This is a genomic window from Ekhidna sp., assembly GCF_965212185.1.
GTDB lineage: Bacteria > Bacteroidota > Bacteroidia > Cytophagales > Cyclobacteriaceae > Ekhidna.
Window position 1 is genome coordinate 819,462 of sequence record NZ_OZ243102.1, and the last position, 19,127, is coordinate 838,588.

The following is a 19,127-nucleotide window of genomic DNA, read 5'->3' on the forward strand; positions in this document are numbered from 1 at the left end:
TTATAAAATGTGCTCCTCATTATGCATTGATGTAGCACCATCATTTGGTCTCGCAAAAAAAAGTAAGCCGCCTGCTTCGCATGAAGGGAAAGGAAACTATTATAACACTTGCGATTTAAGGTGTGGTTTCGCTTTACTTAATAAATGAGTAAAGCCTTATGTAACATTTGTTACATAACTAACTATCAGCGACATAGCTCATGTCTGTCCTTGATATTTATCAGCACTTCTCCCCTCATTGTGGTCTTATTTTACCCCATCAATAAAGGAGATAAAAGATGAAAAATTTACTCATACTCGGAGCAGGATCGGCAGGAACAATGATGGCCAATCATCTAAAAACGAGATTACCTAAAGACTGGGAGATTACAATTGTTGATCAATTCGAAAAACATTACTATCAACCCGGATTTCTATTTCTTCCATTTGGAATTTATGAAGAGGAGGACTGCTTTAGAACGAAGGGAGCATATATTCCTGAGGGAGTAAACTATATCCAAAAGAGGATTGAAGTAATTGAGCCAGAACAGCACCAGGTCAGGTTAGAAGAAGGGGATGTCTTGAAGTATGACTTATTGATTATCGCAACGGGCTCCAGAATAGCGCCAGAGGAGGTTGAGGGTATGAATGGGTCAGAATGGCAAAAATCTGTTTTTGATTTTTACACATTCGAAGGTGCTAGCCAATTACGAAGGAAATTGGAAACATTTGATGAAGGCAAGCTGGTGGTTCACATTACCGAAATGCCAATAAAATGTCCGGTAGCACCGCTAGAGTTTGCATTCTTGGCTGACTGGTACTTTCAGGAACGAGGCATCAGAGAAAAGGTGGAGATCACCTATGTGACTCCATTGGATGGGGCTTTCACCAAGCCCACAGCAGCTGCGACGCTGGGACATCTGCTTGACGAAAAGGGCATCCAAATAGTCCCGGATTTTGCCATAGCTTCAGTAGATAATGAAAATAAGAAGATTGTCTCATGGGACGAAATAGAAGTGCCATTTGATTTATTGGTTACGGTACCAACAAATATGGGTGATGATGTAATTCTCAGAAGTGGAATGGGGGATGATTTGAACTTTGTGCCTACTAACAAGCATACATTACAATCTCAGGAATATGAAGATGTATTTGTAATTGGCGATGCTACAAATATCCCGACTTCCAAAGCTGGCTCTGTCGCTCACTTTGAAGCTGAAGTGTTGACAGAAAACATTTTGAATTACGTCGATGGAAAGGAATTGAAACCGGCCTTTGATGGTCATGCTAACTGTTTCGTTGAGACAGGTTTTAATAAAGCAATGTTGATCGATTTTAATTACGATCAAGAGCCTGTTCCTGGACTATTTCCTTTTAAGGGTGTAGGTCCAATGAAGCTATTAAAAGAAAATAAAGTCAATCACTGGGGAAAATTAGCCTTTAGATGGATTTACTGGAATCGACTAATGAAAGGTAAAACGATACCATTTATATCTCCTCAAATGTCCTATGCAGGCAAAGAGGTGGAGCAAAAAAAAGAAGAACTAACAAAAAAAGAAGAACTGACAACACACTAAATATTTGAATCATGGAAACACTAATTGCAAATAGACCAGTAGAAGTAAATGAGCAAGGGTACTTATTGGACATGGAGCAATGGGACAAAGAAATTGCCAAAAGTATTGCTGCTGAGGAAGAAATTGATTTGACTGATCGTCACTTTGAAATCCTGGATTATCTGAGGGAAGAGCAAGTGAAAGGAACTGCCCTGTCTATAAGAAGGGTAGGCAAATCCGGGGTGGTGGACATAAAGGAATTCTATCAACTCTTTCCTGGTGGCCCACTTAAAAAGGCATCTCGCTGCGCAGGAATACCCAAACCTGCAAGTTGTATTTAAAACTTAAAATTTTACCAAAATGGAAACAATAGAAGCACCTGCAAAGGAAACAACAAAGAAAAAACGAGCATTGAAGAAATTGATGATTATCAATTCCAAAGCTACCGTAGACTCAGTTTATGCTGCATTGATACTTGCGAACGGAGCAAGAATGGAGGGGCTGGAGTCTGAGATCTTTTGTACTTTCTTTGGATTGGAAATGCTACAGCCCAAGAAGATGGACAACCTACATGTAGCTACCGTGGGTAATCCCGGGATGCATATTCCAACAATGATCGGAGGGTTACCAGGTATGGAAACATTGGCAAGTGCCATGATGAAACGCGAAATGGATAAACTGGATATCCCTCCTGTCAGTGAGTTTTTAGAAATATACAAAGCATCTGGAGGTAAAGTATTTGCCTGCAAGCTTGCCATGGATATGTTTCATCTTAAAAAGGAAGACCTTTGGGACGAGTTGGACGATGTGCTGACTGTCGGTGATTTTTACGAACGTGGACAGGAAGAGGGATCACAAATCATCTTCATATAATTAAGTGAATTGAAGGGCTCTTGTTTTAGAGCCCTTTTTTTGAATTTCCTAAAAAAAACGCTCTTTCAAATTATCAAAGAGACAAGCGTTTTATCCATCTGGAAGGATGGATGAACAAATTTTCAGGAGCCTTTTCCTAGACTAAACCCAATATTTACAAAAAAAACAACATCAATCAATTCTTCACAAAAACCTTCTCACTCTCAGGGTGGTGTGTCTGATAAAGGTGATAATTGATACCGTCCTTTAATCCCACATCTGGAACAATGATGCTTTTAGCTCTGGCAGCTTGCATTACCCCAACATATATATCTGATGCAGGGATGATTACATCAGCCCTGTCTGGATTAAGTTGAAGCTTATTCAATCGATCATCCAACGAAAGATTTTTCAAAATATCCTGTGTACGCATAAGCGTATTCAATGACATTTTGCGACTCTTTTTCTCAGGATTTGAGAGTTCAAATAGTTTATTGATGTTACCCCCTGTACCAACGGCTGTTATCTTTTCTCCTTTTTTAAATGCATGTTTGGCTACCCATTCCCTCATTTCTTCCCAGGCCTCTGGTGTATCTCTGCCTTCAAGTGTTCGTACGGATCCAATCTTAAAAGAGTGAGAAAATATTTTCTCATGCCTGTCATATATATTCAACTCAGTGCTACCACCGCCAACATCAATGTGTATATAATGCCCATCATCTAATCCTTGTAAGATGACTTTGTTAATCATCTCAGCCTCTTGTTCTCCTGAAATAATTTCAATATTCAGACCTAGCTGTTCATGAACTTTATCCACGATTTCTTTTCCATTCTCTGACTCACGCATTGCAGAAGTAGCACAACCAAAATAACCATCGATTTCATACAAATCAATTAGGTTTTTAAAGGCCGTCATAAGCTTAAAAAATCGGTCCTCATTGTATTCACTGATCCGGCCTTCCGAGAATACATCGTGTCCTAACCGAAGAGGGAATCGAACATACTCTAACTTCTTAAATGTGATCACTTTTTCATATTCCAACACTCTGGTTATTTGTAAGCGAACTGCATTGGAGCCTATATCAATCGCTGCTAATTTCATCTTAAGATAAAGGTAACATCCTATTTACTGCTGAGAATTATTTTCTGATATATTTGCATTACTTATCAAGAAAGACCGAGGGACTGGGCCCTGTGACGTCTTAGCAACCTGTTCATCAGTGAATGAATTTCGGTGCTACTTCCCATCTCGCAGTTGCGGGAGAGATGAGTTGAATCCAATCGGAACTTTCTCTGGTAAGTAAGCTTTAATCCAGAGAATGAAGAAACTAACAGAACTTTTACTAAAAAAAATCCTGGTGCTCGATGGAGCCATGGGCACGATGATTCAACGGCATAAGTTGGAGGAAAATGACTTTAGAAATGAGTCGTTGAAGGATCATGAAAAATCATTGAAAGGGAACAATGACCTTCTTTCAATTACCCGACCAGATATTATCAAAGAGATTCATGCTCAGTACTTTGAGGCTGGCGCAGACATTGCAGAAACCAATACTTTTTCAGGAACTACCATTGCTCAAGCTGATTATGGGCTGGAAGATTTAGTGTATGAGTTGAATTATCAATCTGCTAAAATTGCTCGAGAAGCTGCTGATGAATTCACGAAAAATGAGCCTGATAAACCAAGATTTGTAGCTGGAGCAATGGGTCCTACGAATCGAACTGCTTCTCTTTCTCCAGATGTAAATGATCCAGGATTTCGGGCGATTACGTTTGAAGAACTGAGAGTAGCATACAAGCAGCAGGCGGAAGCATTGATAGAAGGTGGAGTAGATATGCTGTTGGTGGAAACCGTGTTTGACACTTTGAATGCAAAGGCCGCTCTATTTGCTATTGATGAAATCAAAGAACAGCGAAAAATTGATATTCCGGTCATGGTTTCTGGTACTATCACAGATGCATCAGGACGTACGCTTTCAGGCCAAACTACAGAAGCTTTTCTAATATCAATTCAACACATGGATTTGCTAAGTGTAGGGTTGAATTGTGCGTTAGGAGCTGCACAGTTAAGACCATACTTAAAGGTTTTGGCAGATAAGTCGGACTTTTTAGTAAGCGCCCATCCCAATGCCGGTTTACCAAATGAATTTGGTCAGTACGATGAAACTCCTGAAATGATGGCGGATCAGATTAAGGAATTCTTAGAGGAAGGATTAGTGAACATCATTGGAGGGTGTTGTGGAACCACGCCTGAGCATATTGCAGCGATAGCCAAGCTTGCGCAAGGCTACAGTCCACGATCATTAGCATATAGTCCACAGTTTTTAGTCGATAGTCAACAATAATCATCAATTTAGAATGGCATTTAAGTTTGAAAATTTACGAGTTTGGCAAAAGGCTCTAGAGCTCACTGGGGACATTGATGATCTTACCAAGAAATTTCCACCTGATGAGCGATTCATTCTCACCGCTCAGATCAAAAGAGCTGCAGATTCCATTTGTCTGAATATTGCCGAAGGATCTACTGGGCAGTCCAATAAGGAATTTGCCAAGTTCTTAGGCTATGCTCAACGATCCGGTATTGAAGTGGTTTCATGTTTATATGTTGGAAGGAGGAGAAAAATAATATCTGATGAGGATTTTAATAGATTTTATAAAGAAACTGAGGAAATTATTGTGATGATTCAAGCTTTAAAGAAGGGGTTGATATGAGGAATATGTCAACAGCAGATCAGTCGACAGTCGACAGGCAGCCGTCGACTGAAGCAATGAAGCCCCTAATTCTTTCTGGTTTAGAACCGCTAATCGTCACTGAGCACACCAACTTCGTCAATGTTGGTGAGCGCACCAATGTGACAGGTTCCAAACGTTTTGCTCGACTCATAGCTGAAGATAAATACGATGAGGCGTTGGAGGTGGCGCTGGATCAAGTACGAGGAGGAGCACAGATTCTGGATGTGAACATGGATGAGGGAATGTTAGATGGAAAAAAAGCCATGATCAAATTCCTTCATTTGATTGCATCCGAGCCTGAAATCGCACGAATTCCAATCATGATCGATTCTTCCAAATGGGAAATCATTGAAGCAGGTTTACAATGCGTGCAAGGGAAAGGTGTAGTGAATTCTATTAGTTTGAAAGAAGGCGAACAGGAATTCATTGATCATGCAAAAAAGGTCAAGCGATATGGTGCGGCAGTAATTGTGATGGCTTTTGATGAGAAGGGCCAGGCAGATAGCTATGAACGAAGAATTCAAATCTGCGAAAGAAGCTATCGAATCCTTGTAGAGGTGGTGAAATTTCCACCGCAGGATATCATTTTTGATCCGAATATATTCCCAGTCGCAACTGGAATTGAAGAACACAACAACAATGCAATTGACTTTTTCAGAGCAACCAAATGGATAAAGGAAAACCTACCAGGGGCCAAAGTAAGCGGGGGAGTAAGTAACGTTTCATTCTCTTTTCGAGGAAACAATGTAGTCCGAGAAGCGATGCATTCTGCTTTTCTGTATCATGGGATTCAGGCAGGTATGGACATGGGTATAGTCAATGCTGGTATGATTGAAGTGTACGATGAGATTCCGAAAGATCTTCTCGAGCACGTAGAGGATGTACTTCTAAATCGCAGGGAGGATGCTACAGAAAGGCTACTTGCATTTGCTGAAAATGTAAAAGGAGGTGGCAAGAAAAAAGTAGAAGATCTCAGTTGGCGTGAAGCCAGTGTAGAAGATCGATTGTCACATGCGTTGGTGAAAGGAGTCGTTGATTTTATAGTAGAAGATACAGAGGAGGCACGACTTAAATATCAAAGTCCGCTGAAAGTGATTGAAGGTCCACTGATGGATGGGATGAATATTGTAGGAGATCTGTTTGGAAGCGGAAAAATGTTTCTGCCACAAGTAGTAAAAAGTGCACGGGTGATGAAAAAGTCAGTAGCATACCTAACGCCATATTTGGAAAAAGAAAAAGCTTCCGGCAACACCAAAGGGAAGATCCTTTTAGCAACTGTAAAAGGAGACGTTCATGATATAGGGAAAAACATTGTTGGAGTCGTTATGGCTTGCAACAATTTTGATATTGAGGATATGGGAGTGATGGTGCCCGCAGATAAAATTTTGGATCGAGCAGAAGAAATTGGAGCTGACATCATTGGTTTGAGTGGTTTGATTACTCCATCACTGGATGAGATGGTGAATGTTGCCGAAGAAATGAGTCGCCGCAAGATGAAAACACCCTTGTTAATTGGTGGAGCCACAACGTCAAGAATTCACACTGCGGTAAAAATTGCGCCTAAATATGATCAGACGGTCGTCCACGTGTTGGATGCTTCCAAAAGCGTTGGAGTGTCCACCAACCTTCTAAGTGATAGGTCTTCAGAGTATAGCAAATTGATCAAGTCAGAATACAAAGATTTAGCTTCAGATCATGCGACGCGAACAGAGGCTAAAAATTATATTTCATACGATGTAGCAAAGAAAAACGCGTTACCCATTGATTGGTCTGAGCACAAAATTACTAAACCAAATAAACCAGGAATCACCGTATTAGAGGACTATGACTTGTCAGAAATTCGCAAGTACATCGACTGGACCCCATTCTTCTCTACCTGGATGCTCAAAGGGAAATATCCGGCCATATTTGAGAATCCAACAGTAGGAAGTGAGGCCAAGAAGCTTTTCAATGATGCAGAGCAGATGCTTGATGAAATCATTTCAAATAAAACACTTCAGGCAAATGCAGTCGTAGGACTATTTGAAGTAACTAGAAATGGCGATGATGTAAAGGTTGTTGGAAGCGATCAATCGTTCCATTTTTTACGTCAGCAAGGGAAAAAAGCACCTAATATTCCTAACCTTTCATTGGCTGATTTTCTAAATCCGAAAGAAAATGATTTTATGGGTGGGTTTGCTGTGACGGCAGGAATTGGCCTGGAGAAACTAATAGAAAAGTATAAAGCTGAGCACGACGACTATAAAGAGATCATGGCCAAAGCATTAGCCGATCGATTGGCTGAGGCCTTTGCTGAACTGATGCACCAAAAGGTGAGAAAGGAATTGTGGGGATATGCTGCTAATGAAGAGTCGTCAAATGAGGATTTGATCAAGGAAAAGTATCAGGGCATTAGACCAGCACCCGGGTATCCTGCCTGTCCGGATCATACGGAAAAGCAAACACTTTTTGATCTGCTGGAAGTTAAGAAGAATACTGGTATATCCCTTACGGAATCCTATGCCATGTATCCAGCTGCAGCAGTCAGTGGATTCTACTTTTCACATCCGGACTCTAAATATTTTGGGCTAGGAAAGATCGGAAAGGATCAGGTAGAGAGTTATGCAAAACGAAAGCAAATGAAACTTGAGGAGGTTGAAAAATGGCTTGCTCCGAATTTGAACTACAAGTAAATGAAGGTAACCGAACATATAGCAAACGCAGATAAGACACTTTTTTCGTTAGAGATCATTCCACCCAAAAAGGGTGATAGCATCAGAAATCTCTTTGATCAGATTGACCCATTGATGGAATTCAATCCTCCATTCATTGATGTGACGTATCATCGGGAGGAATATGTGTATAAAGAACGTGAAAATGGGTTGTTAGAGAAACGAAGTATCAAGAAGCGTCCCGGGACGGTAGGTATTTGTGCGGCTATTCAAAACCACTATCACATAGATGCTATTCCTCACATCATTTGTGGTGGATTTTCAAAAGAAGAAACTGAGAATGCCTTAATCGATCTTAATTTCCTCGGAATTGATAATGTATTAGCGCTACGTGGAGATAACATCAAGTCTGAAAGGGAATTCAAACCAGAACCAGATGGAAATGCTTATGCCTCAGACCTTGTTGAGCAAATTGCTGCAATGAATAAAGGAGAATACCTGGATGAAGAATTACAAAATGCGATTCCTTCTGATTTCTGCATTGGGGTGGCAGGCTATCCGGAAAAGCACTTTGAAGCACCAAACATGAACTTTGATTTGAAATGGTTAAAGAAAAAGGTCGAATTGGGAGCAGAATATATTGTTACTCAAATGTTTTTTGACAACAAGGCGTATTTCAAATTTGTAGAAGACTGTAGAGCTATTGGAATCAATGTTCCGATCATCCCTGGAATCAAACCTGTTGCAGTTCAAAAACATTTAACCATACTTCCCAACATTTTCAAGATCGATCTACCCGATGAATTGGAGCAGGAGATAACGAAATGTAAAGACAATACTGAGGTGAAGGAATTAGGAATAGAATGGGGGATTCAGCAGTGCCGAGAGTTGATTGATTACGGAGCTCCAGTGATCCATTTTTACAGCATGGGAAAATCAGACGCTATTCGTCGAATAGCAAGAGAGTTTTTCTAATTTCTTTGGCACGATTTCGGAAGTGGTTAACTTCAAGTCTTAATTCTATTACTATGAAAAAATCACTTTTCTCAATTGCATTCTTCCTATCCGCGAGTATTCTCTCTTTTTCTCAAATGCCTACGACAACACCACTTAAAGAAGGTGATGTAGATAAATTTATCAAAACATATGAGCCTCTAGTAGCAGATTTAGATGCTTTAGGTGAATCATTTGATAATGTAGGAGACTACAATATGATTCAAACACTTGCAGCAAATGAGAAAATAAAATCAGTTTTTGCAAAGCACGGCTGGGATGGGGATTGGACAGGAAAGTGGATTACCATATCAATAGCTTACGGATTAGTGAAAATGGAAGAGGAAATGGCTAAAATGCCAGCAGAACAAAGAGCACAAGTGCAACAATATATGGCTGCCTCTTCAGAACAAATGAAAGCCATGATCACAGAGGATGATCTTCAGAAAGTTAAGAGTAAGATGGAAGAGTTAAATAAAATATTCGACAAATGATATGAAAATTATCGAATGTCCAAGAGACGCCATGCAGGGTTTGCATGACTTCATCCCTACAGAAACCAAAATCAGCTACATTAATCAGCTTCTTAAAGTTGGATTTGACACCATAGATTTTGGAAGCTTTGTTTCTCCAAAAGCTATTCCTCAAATGCGAGACACAGCAGAGGTTTTGGAAAGATTAAATCTGGCAGAAACTACATCAAAATTGCTAGCCATTGTAGCAAATATTAGAGGTGCAAAAGACGCCTGTCAATTTGATGAAATTCGATATTTGGGATATCCACTTTCATTATCCGAAACCTTTCAACAGCGAAATACCAATCGATCCATCAATGATGCTTTTGATGATTTAGCTGAAATGCAGGAGCTGTCTGAAGATCATGAAAAAGTGTTGGTGGTGTATTTGTCTATGGGTTTTGGCAACCCATACGGTGATCCATATGAGATGGGTTACGTTGGAGAATTTGTAGATCGGCTGGATAAGATGGAGGTTCAAATTATTTCACTAGCAGATACCATCGGTGTTTCTGAGCCTGCTAATATTACAAGCCTTTTTGAAACACTGATTCCAAAGTTCCCACACATTGAATTTGGAGCACATTTACATTCCACACCTGATACAATTAAAGAGAAAGTAAAGGCCGCTTATGAAGCCGGTTGTAGAAGAATGGATGGAGCGATAAAAGGATTTGGAGGCTGCCCCATGGCCAAAGATGACCTCACGGGCAATATGGCTACAGAGGTAATGGTTTCTTGGCTGGATGAAAACAGAGTTGAAACCGGTTTGAATCAGGAAAAATTTGAAGAAGCCATTGCTATGGCCCCTTCAGTGTTGGGGTGAAGTTTAAGAAGTAACCCCAAATTTCTTTCCAGGCATACTTTTCACCAAGTTTTTAAATTCTAGACTCAAGAGATGGGAAGCAACCTGATTGATAGGGATTTGTGTTTTTAATGCGATCAAATCTATTTCAATGGGTGACCGATTCTCTGATAGCAGTTCAAAAATATTTTGCTCATCAACAGTAAGCTCAGGCATGATTTTAGGTTTATCATCCTCGAGACTCACATCCCAATTGAGATGATAGATTAAGTCTTCTACTCCTGTGTAGATAAGGGCTCTTTGAGTTGCAATGAGTTTGTTGGTGCCTTCAGAAAAGGTATGTCCGACATCACCGGGGACGGCAAAGACCAATCTGTTATATGAATCTGCAATATTTGCTGTGATAAGAGCTCCTCCTCTTTCTGCGGCTTCTACTACAATTGTCGCATCGGTAGTACCTGCAATGATACGATTACGAGCAGGAAATAGATGAGGATCAGGTTTGGTTCCTGGTATACTTTCTGTAAGGATTGCACCAGATTCTTGGATTTGCTCCGCATACTTTTTGTGAACTGATGGATATATTCGATCGAGTCCTCCTGCCAATATCGCAAATGTGGGTATGTTACTATTTAGACAAGCTTTATGAGCTTGAATATCAATACCATAAGCAAGGCCGCTAGTGATAGAAACATTAAGGTTAGAAAGGTCAGCTACAATTTTATCTGTAATGCTCTTTCCGTATTCAGTAGCTTTTCTGGTCCCTACGATTGCAATGGAGCGTTTTGGATTTAATTCTCCTTTTCCTTTAACATAAAGAATATTTGGAGCATCCGGAACCTGTTTCAGTCGTTTCGGAAATCTTGGATTGCTGTAATGTAAAACATCTGCCTTGATCTTTTCAGCCAATTTACAGATAGCTTCTGCTTCTTTAAAAGGACTGGATTTGGAGATAATGTCAGCCATTTTTTCGCCAACACCAGGGATCTTAAGGAGTTTACTTTTTGAAGATCGAAATACAGATGCCGCTGAGCCGCAATAACTCATAAGCTGCTTAGTGGCTCTATTGCCAACACCTGGAATTAGCTCCAGCGCTATCTGGAAAACCAACTCTTCGGACATGTATTAAAGCTCTTGCTTAAGCTCGGTAAGAAATTTTCTGATTTTTTTGAGAGACTCAATCATCTCCATTTTGTCTGATGTGGTTTCTCCGCCATTTGCGATGAAGTCTCTTGCGCCCTGAAGCGTATAGCCTTTCTCTTTAACCAGATGGAATATTAGTTTGACATTCTGAAGGTCATCTTTCGTGAATTGCCGATTGCCTTTGCGGTTTTTCTTCGGCTTGATGTTGTCAAACTCACCCTCCCAAAATCGTATTAAGGAAGTAGCTACACCTAACTCGTCGGCAACCTCGCCGATGGTGTAGTATTTCTTTTCAATTTCCTTTTCCTTGTAGGGCACTTTTGGTGAAGTAGGCTTTTATTTTTGAAGATAGATAATTCTTCCCTCATCATCAATGGTCACAGGATTTTCAGGAAAGTCTTCCAAAGATAATCGTTGGATTGTTTTTATAGAAGAAAGATTCAAATCATTTCTTGGTCCAAGCGAATAACTTTGTCGAAAAGCATGAATTCTTCCCGAAAGAAACTTACCAGAAGCATTTGTTTTGATCTCTAAAAGAGGAGCTTCGCCAGCCAGACCTCTCAAATTGAATCTTCCATAAGTCAAAAAATTACCCAGACTATATGCGATGATACGTTCCTTATATACTTCTATCGCTCTGACAATATGGGGACCGTGACCAAGTATTACATCTGCACCCTTATCAATCATTAGATGAGCTAGCTCATAAACATTCCCTCTATCTTCACCATAATAGTATTCTCTTTTCCTGGTAACGTGCTGATGCTTCGAACCTTCAGCTCCGGCATGAAAAGAAGCCACGACGATATCGGATAGACTATCAAGATGTTGAATGGTAGATTTGATGTTTTCGTAATTATGAATACTTACGGTACCTCTGTTAGGTGCAAATGCGCAAAAACCAATTTTTAGATGACCAATTTTCACGATAGTGAATGGTTGATCAATAGATCCAGCATGAGTAATATTTAAAGAGTCGAGTACTTTTTGGGTATTTTTTCTGCCTGTCTCCCCAAAGTCGTTAGCATGGTTGTTTGCCACGCTCATTAAATCAAATCCACTTTGAACAAAATTCTTTGCAAGGTATTCGGGTGATCGAAATAAGTAGCAAAGCTTAGGGTTGTTGCATTCCTTTTGCTCTCCTCCATCATTTAAAATGGTTCCTTCCAGGTTTCCAAACGTGATATCAGCTGATTGTAAATAGGGTTTCACCTCACGCCACAAATAAGCCCCATCGTTTTCTGGTAAATAAGAAGTGTTTGGAAAATTTGTTCCAGTCATGATATCTCCAACAGCAGCTATGGTTACTGTATCAGGTAGTAGCCGTTCAATGGTAATGCTTACTTCTTCGTCAAGACTTAATAGGGTATCACCTTTTTGAGTGATCAAATAAATAGTATCAATGGCTACATCTTTTGCAACAGTTTCGACGGGAATCAAAACAGGCGTTGAGGTGGTGGTTTTGACTGATTTGCAAGCCCACGTTCCAATGATCAGTAAAATGAAGTAGCGTGTTTTCATTGGATACAAATAAAAAAGCGGTTAACCAGAATGACTAACCGCTTTCAATATTCTTTGATTTAGGTACTAATAATTACCCATTGATTGATTTTCAAGAGCTGATAATCTTAAAACCTCAGCATACTCTTCATCACTCAAGTCCTGGTAAAAGAAGTTTACAGGATTTACTTTCTTATTATCCTTAATTACTTCATAGTGTAAGTGAGGAGCTGTTGATCCTCCGGAATTGCCGGAGTAAGCAATGACCTGACCTCTTTTCACTTTTTGTCCCGGCTTCACAATAAATTCACTTAAGTGAGCATATAGAGTTTGGTAACCGAACCCATGTTTGATTTTAATATGCTTACCATAGCCAGAAAACTTGGTCTTAGTATATACTACTTCACCGTCACCTGTAGCATATACTGGTGTTCCAGTAGGAAGTGAGAAATCAGTTCCCTCATGCATCTTTCTAACCTTATAGATTGGATGCATTCGATAACCAAATCCAGAGGCAAGTCTTTTGAGCTCTTTATTAGAAACAGGCTGAATTGCTGGCATGCTAGCCAAGAGATCCTCTTTATCTTTCGCCATATCCATAATGTCATCGTATGACATGGTCTGGATATACATCTGTTTCTTCAGCTTATCGATGCGTTGCATATTGTTAAGGATAAGTTCTTCCCTTTGCAACCCTTTTTCTAAAAGCTCTCGATATCTGTTAGAACCCCCAACACCGGCAGATCTAATTTCATCAGGGATAGGCTCTACTCCAAATACAACTCTATATATATCATCGTCACGCTCCTCAAGAACTGCAAGCATCTTGTTAACTTCAGCTACATCTTTTTCAAGTAATTGGTAGTATAGTTTCAGCTCTTCATTTTCCTTTCTTAAAGCAGCTTTTGCTGGAGACTCAAAGTAATGGTCTGTCACAAAAAAAATGCCTAGTCCGATAATGGAAGAAACTACTAAAAAACCTAGTAGGTTGAGCACAATATCCCATGAAGAGACTTTGATCCGCTCATACCGGCAAGATTCCGTGTCGTAGTAGTACTTAATTTTTGCCATGGGTTGATGCGTAATTAATCGTAATTTTGCAAAATAGTTTAAAGCAGGTGGTTTACAAATTACAGCGGCAAATTTACAGATATTTAAGATTTTTTCATAATTGCAAGATTTTACAGTAACATTCTAATTTTTTCATCCTAAATGGACTCTAAGTCAATCCGGAACACATTCCTTGAGTTTTTTAAAAGCAAATCGCACAAAATAGTGCCTTCAGCGCCAATTGTGGTACAAAATGATCCAACCCTAATGTTTACAAATGCGGGCATGAATCAGTTTAAAGACTACTTTTTGGGTAACAAGGTTGCGGAAAATAAACGTGTAGCAGATACGCAGAAATGTCTTCGTGTATCAGGAAAACACAATGATCTTGAAGAGGTAGGAATTGATACTTATCATCACACCATGTTTGAAATGCTTGGGAACTGGTCATTTGGTGATTATTTCAAAGAAGAAGCCATTGATTGGGCGTGGGAGTTGCTTACTGATAGATTCAAATTACCTAAGGAACGATTCTATGCAACCATTTTCGAAGGTGATTCATCTGAAAACCTGGATCAGGATTCAGAAGCAAAAAAATATTGGTTGCAGCATCTTCCGGCTGATAGAGTGCTCAATGGGAACAAAAAAGATAACTTTTGGGAAATGGGAGATACAGGACCTTGTGGTCCATGCTCAGAGCTCCATATAGATCTCAGACCTCAAAGTGAAGTAGACAAAGTGCCTGGAAAAGATTTAGTTAACCAGGATCACCCTCAGGTTGTAGAAGTGTGGAACCTGGTATTTATTCAATATAACCGATTGGCAAACGGAGCATTGGAAAATCTTCCTGAAAAGCATGTGGATACCGGAATGGGCTTTGAGCGTTTGGCAATGGCCATTCAGGGCAAACAGTCCAATTATGACACGGATGTTTTCCAACCACTAATACAGTGGATTGCAAAAAAGGCGGGTGTAGAATACGGAAAGGATGAAAAAACAGATATTGCTATTCGGGTAATTTCCGATCACATTAGAGCAATTGCTTTTACCATAGCTGATGGTCAACTTCCAAGTAATAATAAGGCCGGATATGTTATCCGTAGAATTCTTAGAAGGGCTGTTCGCTATGGATATACATTTCTTGAATTCAAAGAGCCATTCCTACACGAACTTCTAGGTGTATTAGTCGACCAGTTTGATGGGGTGTTTCCTGAATTGACAGGTCAAAAGGATTTTATTGCTAAGGTGATTAAGGAGGAGGAGCTGTCATTCCTTCGAACGCTTGATAATGGATTGAAAAAGCTCGATACAATCACATCAGGAAATTCCAAAGTGATTGAGGGGTCTACAGCATTTGAATTATATGATACCTATGGTTTTCCATTGGATCTGACTGCATTGATTGCCAGAGAAAACAATATGGAAGTGGATGAGGCTGGTTTTCAAAAAGAAATGGAAGTCCAAAAGAACCGATCTAAAAGTGCGGGAAAGCAAACTACAGGAGACTGGACGGTAGTAAATGAAGGAGATGATGTAACGTTTGTTGGTTATAATGAAATTCAATCTGAGACTAAACTGCTTCGCTACCGGGAAGTGAAGCAAAAAGATAAGGCCTTGTATCAGATAGTTCTGGAAACGACTCCATTCTATGCTGAAAGTGGTGGTCAGGTGGGAGATACGGGATACCTACAGTTTGGTGAAGAAAAGGTCGATGTTGTGGATACCAAAAAAGAAAACGATCTCATTGTTCACTTTACTAAAAAATTACCCTCATCCTTAAAAGGAGAGGTAAGGGCTGTTGTAAATGAAAGTAAACGACGATTGACAGAAAACAATCACTCTGCAACTCATTTGATGCACGCCGCTCTCAGATCGGTCTTGGGCGATCATGTTCAGCAAAAAGGATCATTAGTAAATGATAAGGTGTTAAGATTCGACTTTTCGCACTTTGCAAAAATGACGGATGAAGAAATTGCTGAAGTAGAGCGAATAGTCAATCAGAAGATCAGAGAAAACATTGCGCTAGGCGAAAAGAAAAATGTGCCGATTGATGAAGCTCAGGAAATGGGGGCAATGGCACTTTTCGGTGAAAAATATGGCGATTTTGTTCGAGTGATCACTTTTGATTCCGACTATTCTGTTGAGTTGTGTGGAGGAACCCACGTCCCTAGAACTGGAAATATTGGATTATTCAAGATTGTAAGTGAGGGTTCTAGTGCTGCTGGCGTGCGAAGAATTGAAGCGGTTACATCGGTTGAGGCAGAGAAGTATTATCAGAATAAACTACAATTGATTTCTGAAATAGAGGAGATGCTTAAGCATCCAAAAGATCTTAAGAAAACGGTTGAAAATCTGGTAAAAGAAAACCTGGCAAATCAGAAAAAGATTGATGAGATGAACCAGCAACAGGCTGGTCAGATTAAGAATCAGTTAAAGAATGGCGCAAAAGAGATAAATGGTAAAAAACTCATCACCTATAAAGGTGAATTCCCATCTGCTGATAGCATGAAACAAGTAGCCTTCGATTTGAAAAGAGAAGTAGACGATCTTGTGCTTCTTATCGCTGCAAAAATTAACGAAAAGCCAATGCTTACTGTGATGCTGGCGGATAATTTGGTCAAGGATGGAATGAACGCGAATGAAATCATTCGAAAAATGGCAACTCCTATCAAAGGAGGAGGAGGGGGTCAACCATTTTATGCCACTGCTGGAGGTAAAGACCTCTCTGGTTTGGATGAGGCATTGATAATTGGTGAAGAACTTATCAAGGGTTGATCGTGTCAGATCTGGCGAGTAAATATGAGTTGATTGTCGGGTTGGAAGTGCACATTCAACTGGCCACTGAAAGCAAGTTGTTTGCATCAGATTCCACTGCTTTTGGAAAAAATCCAAACAGTAATGTCAGTGTGATAACCCTTGCGCATCCTGGAACCATGCCTAAGCTAAATAGAAAGGCTATCGAATATGCAGTTCGAATGGGATTAGCATGCAATTGCGAGATTTCCAGGTATTGCATCTTTGACCGTAAAAATTATTTCTATCCAGACTTACCTAAGGGATTTCAAACAACCCAAGACAAAACACCAATTTGTATAGGTGGTAATGTACCCGTTTCTCTAAAAAACGGTAATGAGGTAGATGTTACACTTAATAGGATACATCTGGAAGAGGATGCAGGTAAATCGATTCACGATGAAGACTCATCAGATTCAATGATTGATTTAAATCGGGCTGGAGTACCGTTAGTGGAACTTGTAACAGAACCGTGTATTGAAAGTTCTGAGGTCGCCATGTCTTTTCTGACTGAAATTCGAAAAATCGTTCGCTACCTGGAAATCTGTGATGGTAATATGGAACAAGGATCGTTGAGATGCGATGCAAATATCTCGATTAGAAAGAAAGGAGATAAGAAGCTCGGTCAGAAGGTAGAAGTAAAGAATATGAATTCGATTCGTAATGTGGGAAGAGCTATCGAGTATGAGTTTAATAGGCAAATTGAGCTAAAGGAAAACGACGATTCAATCATTTCAGAAACCCGTTTATTTGATGCCAATACTGGGACCACATCGAGTATGCGAACGAAGGAAGAATTGAATGATTACAGATATTTTCCGGAACCAGACCTTAGCCCTTTTACAGTTTCTGAAGAATGGCTGAAAGAGATTCAGAATAATATGCCAGCTACACCAGGGATGAAACGGGAAAAATTTATTTCAGAATTTGGACTTTCACCCTATGACGCTGGAGTACTTACTGACACTAAGATGACTGCAGATTATTTTGAAAACGTTTGTCAAAAAACAACTCATTATAAACAGGTAGCAAATTGGATAATGGGTCCGATAAAATCAGTAATCAATGAAGATGATTCAGATGAGCCAGCATTGCCAATTACCGAAAATCAATTAGTTGAACTGGTCGAAGCTATAGCAAATGGAAAGTTGAGTCACTCACTTGCTATGAAAAAAGTTTTCCCTGCTTTAGTAGACAGTGAAAAAAGCATAGCTGAATTATTGAGCGAACTTGATGTGGAAACAGTCAGTCAAGATGATATTTCCGATGTAATTTTGAAAGTGGTGAATGCATTTCCTGATAAAGTAAAAGCTTATCAAAATGGAAAGAAAAACCTATTAGGAATGTTTATGGGTGAGGTTATGAAACAAACCCACGGTAAGGCAGACCCGAAAAAAACGAACGAACTTTTATTAGAGGCGTTGGAAAAGAAGAACTAGACAAAATGATGAAGTATAAATTCTTGATTTTAGCACTTTTAGCAATCCTTTCTGGATGCAATCAGCAAGGCAGTGAGGGTGTGAAACTCACTGGAAATTTTGAGCAGTTTCCGGTTGGAGGTTTTGCTTACTTAGAGATAATAGGAGAAAATGGAGTTCAACCATATGATACTTTGGAGCTTGATGCAAGTGGAAATTTTATATCTTTTTTAGAGATTGAAGAACCTGCATTTTTCAGAGTAAATATCAATGGAAGACAGATCATTACTTTGATTTTAACCGGAGAAGAACAAGAGGTGGTTGTAAATGCTCACGGCAATGACCCAAGAGGGTTTTTTGAAGTGTCCGGATCTTATGATACTGAGTTCAAGAATCAAATTGACGCGATCATGCAACAGTATCGGACTGAAATTCAAATCATGCAACAAACTCAGAGACAAGCACGCGCCAACAATGATGTGCAGGCTTTTCAACAATCTCAATCTGAGATGATAGCATTTTCTCAGCAAACAGAGGGACAATTAAAAGACTTGATCAAACAAGCTACCCCTTCATTGGCAGCTTTTTATGGGCTTCAGATGATTGACGCGACTCAAAATTTCGAATTCATTGACTCAATTGCTACGCAGCTGCAAGCGGAAATGCCTGAAAACTTCCATGTTGAAAATCTTATCTCGCAAGTATCTACTAAGAAAAGCCTTGCAATCGGTAAAATAGCACCAGAGATTGCACTTCAAAATCCAGAGGGCGAAACCATCACTTTAAGCTCACTAAGAGGTAAATACGTACTTATTGACTTTTGGGCTGCTTGGTGTCGACCTTGCAGAGCTGAAAACCCTAACGTAGTTCGTGTCTACAATAAATACTCCAATGAGAATTTCGAAATATTAGGGGTTTCTTTGGATCGCACAAGAGACAAATGGCTTGGAGCCATCGAGCAAGACGGTCTGCCATGGCTTCATGTTTCTGACCTTAAGTACTGGAGAAGTAAGGCAGCTGTGGATTATCAGGTGAACGCTATTCCTGCTACCTTCTTGATCGATCCTGACGGGAAAATTATTGCTAAGAACTTGAGAGGAGCAAGTTTAGAAGCCAAACTAAAAGAGATTTTTGGATAG

17 protein-coding genes and 1 riboswitch are annotated in these 19,127 nt (G+C 39.8%); of the genes, 12 read left to right on the top strand and 5 right to left on the bottom strand.

Annotated features, from left to right (window positions below):
* Window positions 1-278: 278 nt before the first annotated feature.
* Genes ACOMC3_RS03720 through ACOMC3_RS03730 form a run of 3 tightly spaced genes read left to right on the top strand, consistent with a single transcriptional unit; the run spans window position 279 to window position 2,408 of the window.
* A complete protein-coding gene (locus ACOMC3_RS03720; RefSeq protein ID WP_420318185.1) occupies window positions 279-1,556 on the top strand; it encodes an NAD(P)/FAD-dependent oxidoreductase in 1,278 nt (425 codons plus the stop codon).
* 11 nt (window positions 1,557-1,567) lie between these two features.
* A complete protein-coding gene (locus ACOMC3_RS03725) occupies window positions 1,568-1,876 on the top strand; it encodes a TusE/DsrC/DsvC family sulfur relay protein (protein WP_420318186.1) in 309 nt (102 codons plus the stop codon).
* 19 nt (window positions 1,877-1,895) lie between these two features.
* Complete coding sequence (locus tag ACOMC3_RS03730) at window positions 1,896-2,408, top strand: DsrE/DsrF/DrsH-like family protein (protein WP_420318187.1); 513 nt, start codon at window positions 1,896-1,898, stop codon at window positions 2,406-2,408.
* Between the two features lie 175 nt (window positions 2,409-2,583).
* Here ACOMC3_RS03730 and ACOMC3_RS03735 read toward each other — a convergent pair whose 3' ends face one another.
* Window positions 2,584-3,489 (bottom strand): Ppx/GppA phosphatase family protein, encoded by a 906-nt coding sequence (locus ACOMC3_RS03735; RefSeq protein ID WP_420318188.1) that lies wholly within the window; start codon window positions 3,487-3,489, stop codon window positions 2,584-2,586.
* A gap of 59 nt (window positions 3,490-3,548) precedes the next feature.
* A riboswitch (SAM riboswitch) is annotated at window positions 3,549-3,660 on the top strand.
* Window positions 3,661-3,706: 46 nt separating this feature from the next.
* On the opposite strand from ACOMC3_RS03735, the gene ACOMC3_RS03740 reads away from it, so the two are divergent.
* From ACOMC3_RS03740 to ACOMC3_RS03765, 6 genes are read left to right on the top strand one after another with little or no spacing between them, the layout of a single operon-like run.
* A complete protein-coding gene (locus ACOMC3_RS03740) occupies window positions 3,707-4,732 on the top strand; it encodes a homocysteine S-methyltransferase family protein (protein ID WP_420318189.1) in 1,026 nt (341 codons plus the stop codon).
* 13 nt (window positions 4,733-4,745) lie between these two features.
* Complete coding sequence (locus ACOMC3_RS03745; RefSeq protein ID WP_420318190.1) at window positions 4,746-5,099, top strand: four helix bundle protein; 354 nt, start codon at window positions 4,746-4,748, stop codon at window positions 5,097-5,099.
* A gap of 5 nt (window positions 5,100-5,104) precedes the next feature.
* Window positions 5,105-7,792, top strand: coding sequence for a methionine synthase (gene metH, locus ACOMC3_RS03750; RefSeq protein WP_420318191.1), 2,688 nt, complete (start codon window positions 5,105-5,107; stop codon window positions 7,790-7,792).
* The gene (gene metF, locus ACOMC3_RS03755) at window positions 7,793-8,746 is read left to right on the top strand and encodes a methylenetetrahydrofolate reductase [NAD(P)H] (protein WP_420318192.1); all 954 of its coding nucleotides are present in this window, start codon (window positions 7,793-7,795) and stop codon (window positions 8,744-8,746) included.
* Window positions 8,747-8,799: 53 nt separating this feature from the next.
* A complete protein-coding gene (locus ACOMC3_RS03760; RefSeq protein WP_420318193.1) occupies window positions 8,800-9,258 on the top strand; it encodes a hypothetical protein in 459 nt (152 codons plus the stop codon).
* A 1-nt stretch (window position 9,259) separates the two neighbouring features.
* Complete coding sequence (locus ACOMC3_RS03765) at window positions 9,260-10,105, top strand: hydroxymethylglutaryl-CoA lyase (protein ID WP_420318194.1); 846 nt, start codon at window positions 9,260-9,262, stop codon at window positions 10,103-10,105.
* Between the two features lie 3 nt (window positions 10,106-10,108).
* Here ACOMC3_RS03765 and dprA read toward each other — a convergent pair whose 3' ends face one another.
* The 4 genes from dprA to ACOMC3_RS03785 form a co-directional block, all read right to left on the bottom strand.
* Window positions 10,109-11,206 (bottom strand): DNA-processing protein DprA, encoded by a 1,098-nt coding sequence (gene dprA / locus ACOMC3_RS03770; protein WP_420318195.1) that lies wholly within the window; start codon window positions 11,204-11,206, stop codon window positions 10,109-10,111.
* A 3-nt stretch (window positions 11,207-11,209) separates the two neighbouring features.
* Window positions 11,210-11,545 carry a MerR family transcriptional regulator gene (locus ACOMC3_RS03775; protein WP_420318196.1) on the bottom strand — a complete coding sequence of 112 codons (336 nt, stop codon included), beginning with the start codon at window positions 11,543-11,545 and terminating at the stop codon, window positions 11,210-11,212.
* 18 nt (window positions 11,546-11,563) lie between these two features.
* Window positions 11,564-12,748, bottom strand: a complete 1,185-nt coding sequence (locus ACOMC3_RS03780) for a CapA family protein (protein ID WP_420318197.1) — start codon at window positions 12,746-12,748, stop codon at window positions 11,564-11,566.
* A 66-nt stretch (window positions 12,749-12,814) separates the two neighbouring features.
* A complete protein-coding gene (locus ACOMC3_RS03785) occupies window positions 12,815-13,798 on the bottom strand; it encodes a M23 family metallopeptidase (RefSeq protein ID WP_420318198.1) in 984 nt (327 codons plus the stop codon).
* Window positions 13,799-13,939: 141 nt separating this feature from the next.
* Here ACOMC3_RS03785 and alaS point away from each other — a divergent pair, with 141 nt between their 5' ends.
* Genes alaS through ACOMC3_RS03800 form a run of 3 tightly spaced genes read left to right on the top strand, consistent with a single transcriptional unit; the run spans window position 13,940 to window position 19,127 of the window.
* A complete protein-coding gene (gene alaS, locus ACOMC3_RS03790; protein WP_420318199.1) occupies window positions 13,940-16,552 on the top strand; it encodes an alanine--tRNA ligase in 2,613 nt (870 codons plus the stop codon).
* A 2-nt stretch (window positions 16,553-16,554) separates the two neighbouring features.
* On the top strand, window positions 16,555-18,009 hold the full coding sequence (gene gatB / locus ACOMC3_RS03795) for an Asp-tRNA(Asn)/Glu-tRNA(Gln) amidotransferase subunit GatB (RefSeq protein ID WP_420318200.1): 1,455 nt from the start codon (window positions 16,555-16,557) through the stop codon (window positions 18,007-18,009).
* Window positions 18,010-18,014: 5 nt separating this feature from the next.
* Window positions 18,015-19,127, top strand: a complete 1,113-nt coding sequence (locus tag ACOMC3_RS03800) for a peroxiredoxin family protein (protein ID WP_420318201.1) — start codon at window positions 18,015-18,017, stop codon at window positions 19,125-19,127.

Bases quoted from the DNA above. Each gene is read 5' to 3' on its own strand.
- ACOMC3_RS03745 (WP_420318190.1), top strand. From the start codon at position 4,746: ATGGCATTTAAGTTTGAAAATTTACGAGTTTGGCAAAAGGCTCTAGAG.
- ACOMC3_RS03780 (WP_420318197.1), bottom strand. From the start codon at position 12,748: ATGAAAACACGCTACTTCATTTTACTGATCATTGGAACGTGGGCTTGC.
- metF (WP_420318192.1), top strand. From the start codon at position 7,793: ATGAAGGTAACCGAACATATAGCAAACGCAGATAAGACACTTTTTTCG.
- ACOMC3_RS03785 (WP_420318198.1), bottom strand. From the start codon at position 13,798: ATGGCAAAAATTAAGTACTACTACGACACGGAATCTTGCCGGTATGAG.
- metH (WP_420318191.1), top strand. From the start codon at position 5,105: ATGTCAACAGCAGATCAGTCGACAGTCGACAGGCAGCCGTCGACTGAA.
- ACOMC3_RS03765 (WP_420318194.1), top strand. From the start codon at position 9,260: ATGAAAATTATCGAATGTCCAAGAGACGCCATGCAGGGTTTGCATGAC.
- ACOMC3_RS03735 (WP_420318188.1), bottom strand. From the start codon at position 3,489: ATGAAATTAGCAGCGATTGATATAGGCTCCAATGCAGTTCGCTTACAA.
- dprA (WP_420318195.1), bottom strand. From the start codon at position 11,206: ATGTCCGAAGAGTTGGTTTTCCAGATAGCGCTGGAGCTAATTCCAGGT.
- ACOMC3_RS03725 (WP_420318186.1), top strand. From the start codon at position 1,568: ATGGAAACACTAATTGCAAATAGACCAGTAGAAGTAAATGAGCAAGGG.
- ACOMC3_RS03800 (WP_420318201.1), top strand. From the start codon at position 18,015: ATGATGAAGTATAAATTCTTGATTTTAGCACTTTTAGCAATCCTTTCT.
- ACOMC3_RS03740 (WP_420318189.1), top strand. From the start codon at position 3,707: ATGAAGAAACTAACAGAACTTTTACTAAAAAAAATCCTGGTGCTCGAT.
- alaS (WP_420318199.1), top strand. From the start codon at position 13,940: ATGGACTCTAAGTCAATCCGGAACACATTCCTTGAGTTTTTTAAAAGC.
- ACOMC3_RS03760 (WP_420318193.1), top strand. From the start codon at position 8,800: ATGAAAAAATCACTTTTCTCAATTGCATTCTTCCTATCCGCGAGTATT.
- ACOMC3_RS03720 (WP_420318185.1), top strand. From the start codon at position 279: ATGAAAAATTTACTCATACTCGGAGCAGGATCGGCAGGAACAATGATG.
- ACOMC3_RS03730 (WP_420318187.1), top strand. From the start codon at position 1,896: ATGGAAACAATAGAAGCACCTGCAAAGGAAACAACAAAGAAAAAACGA.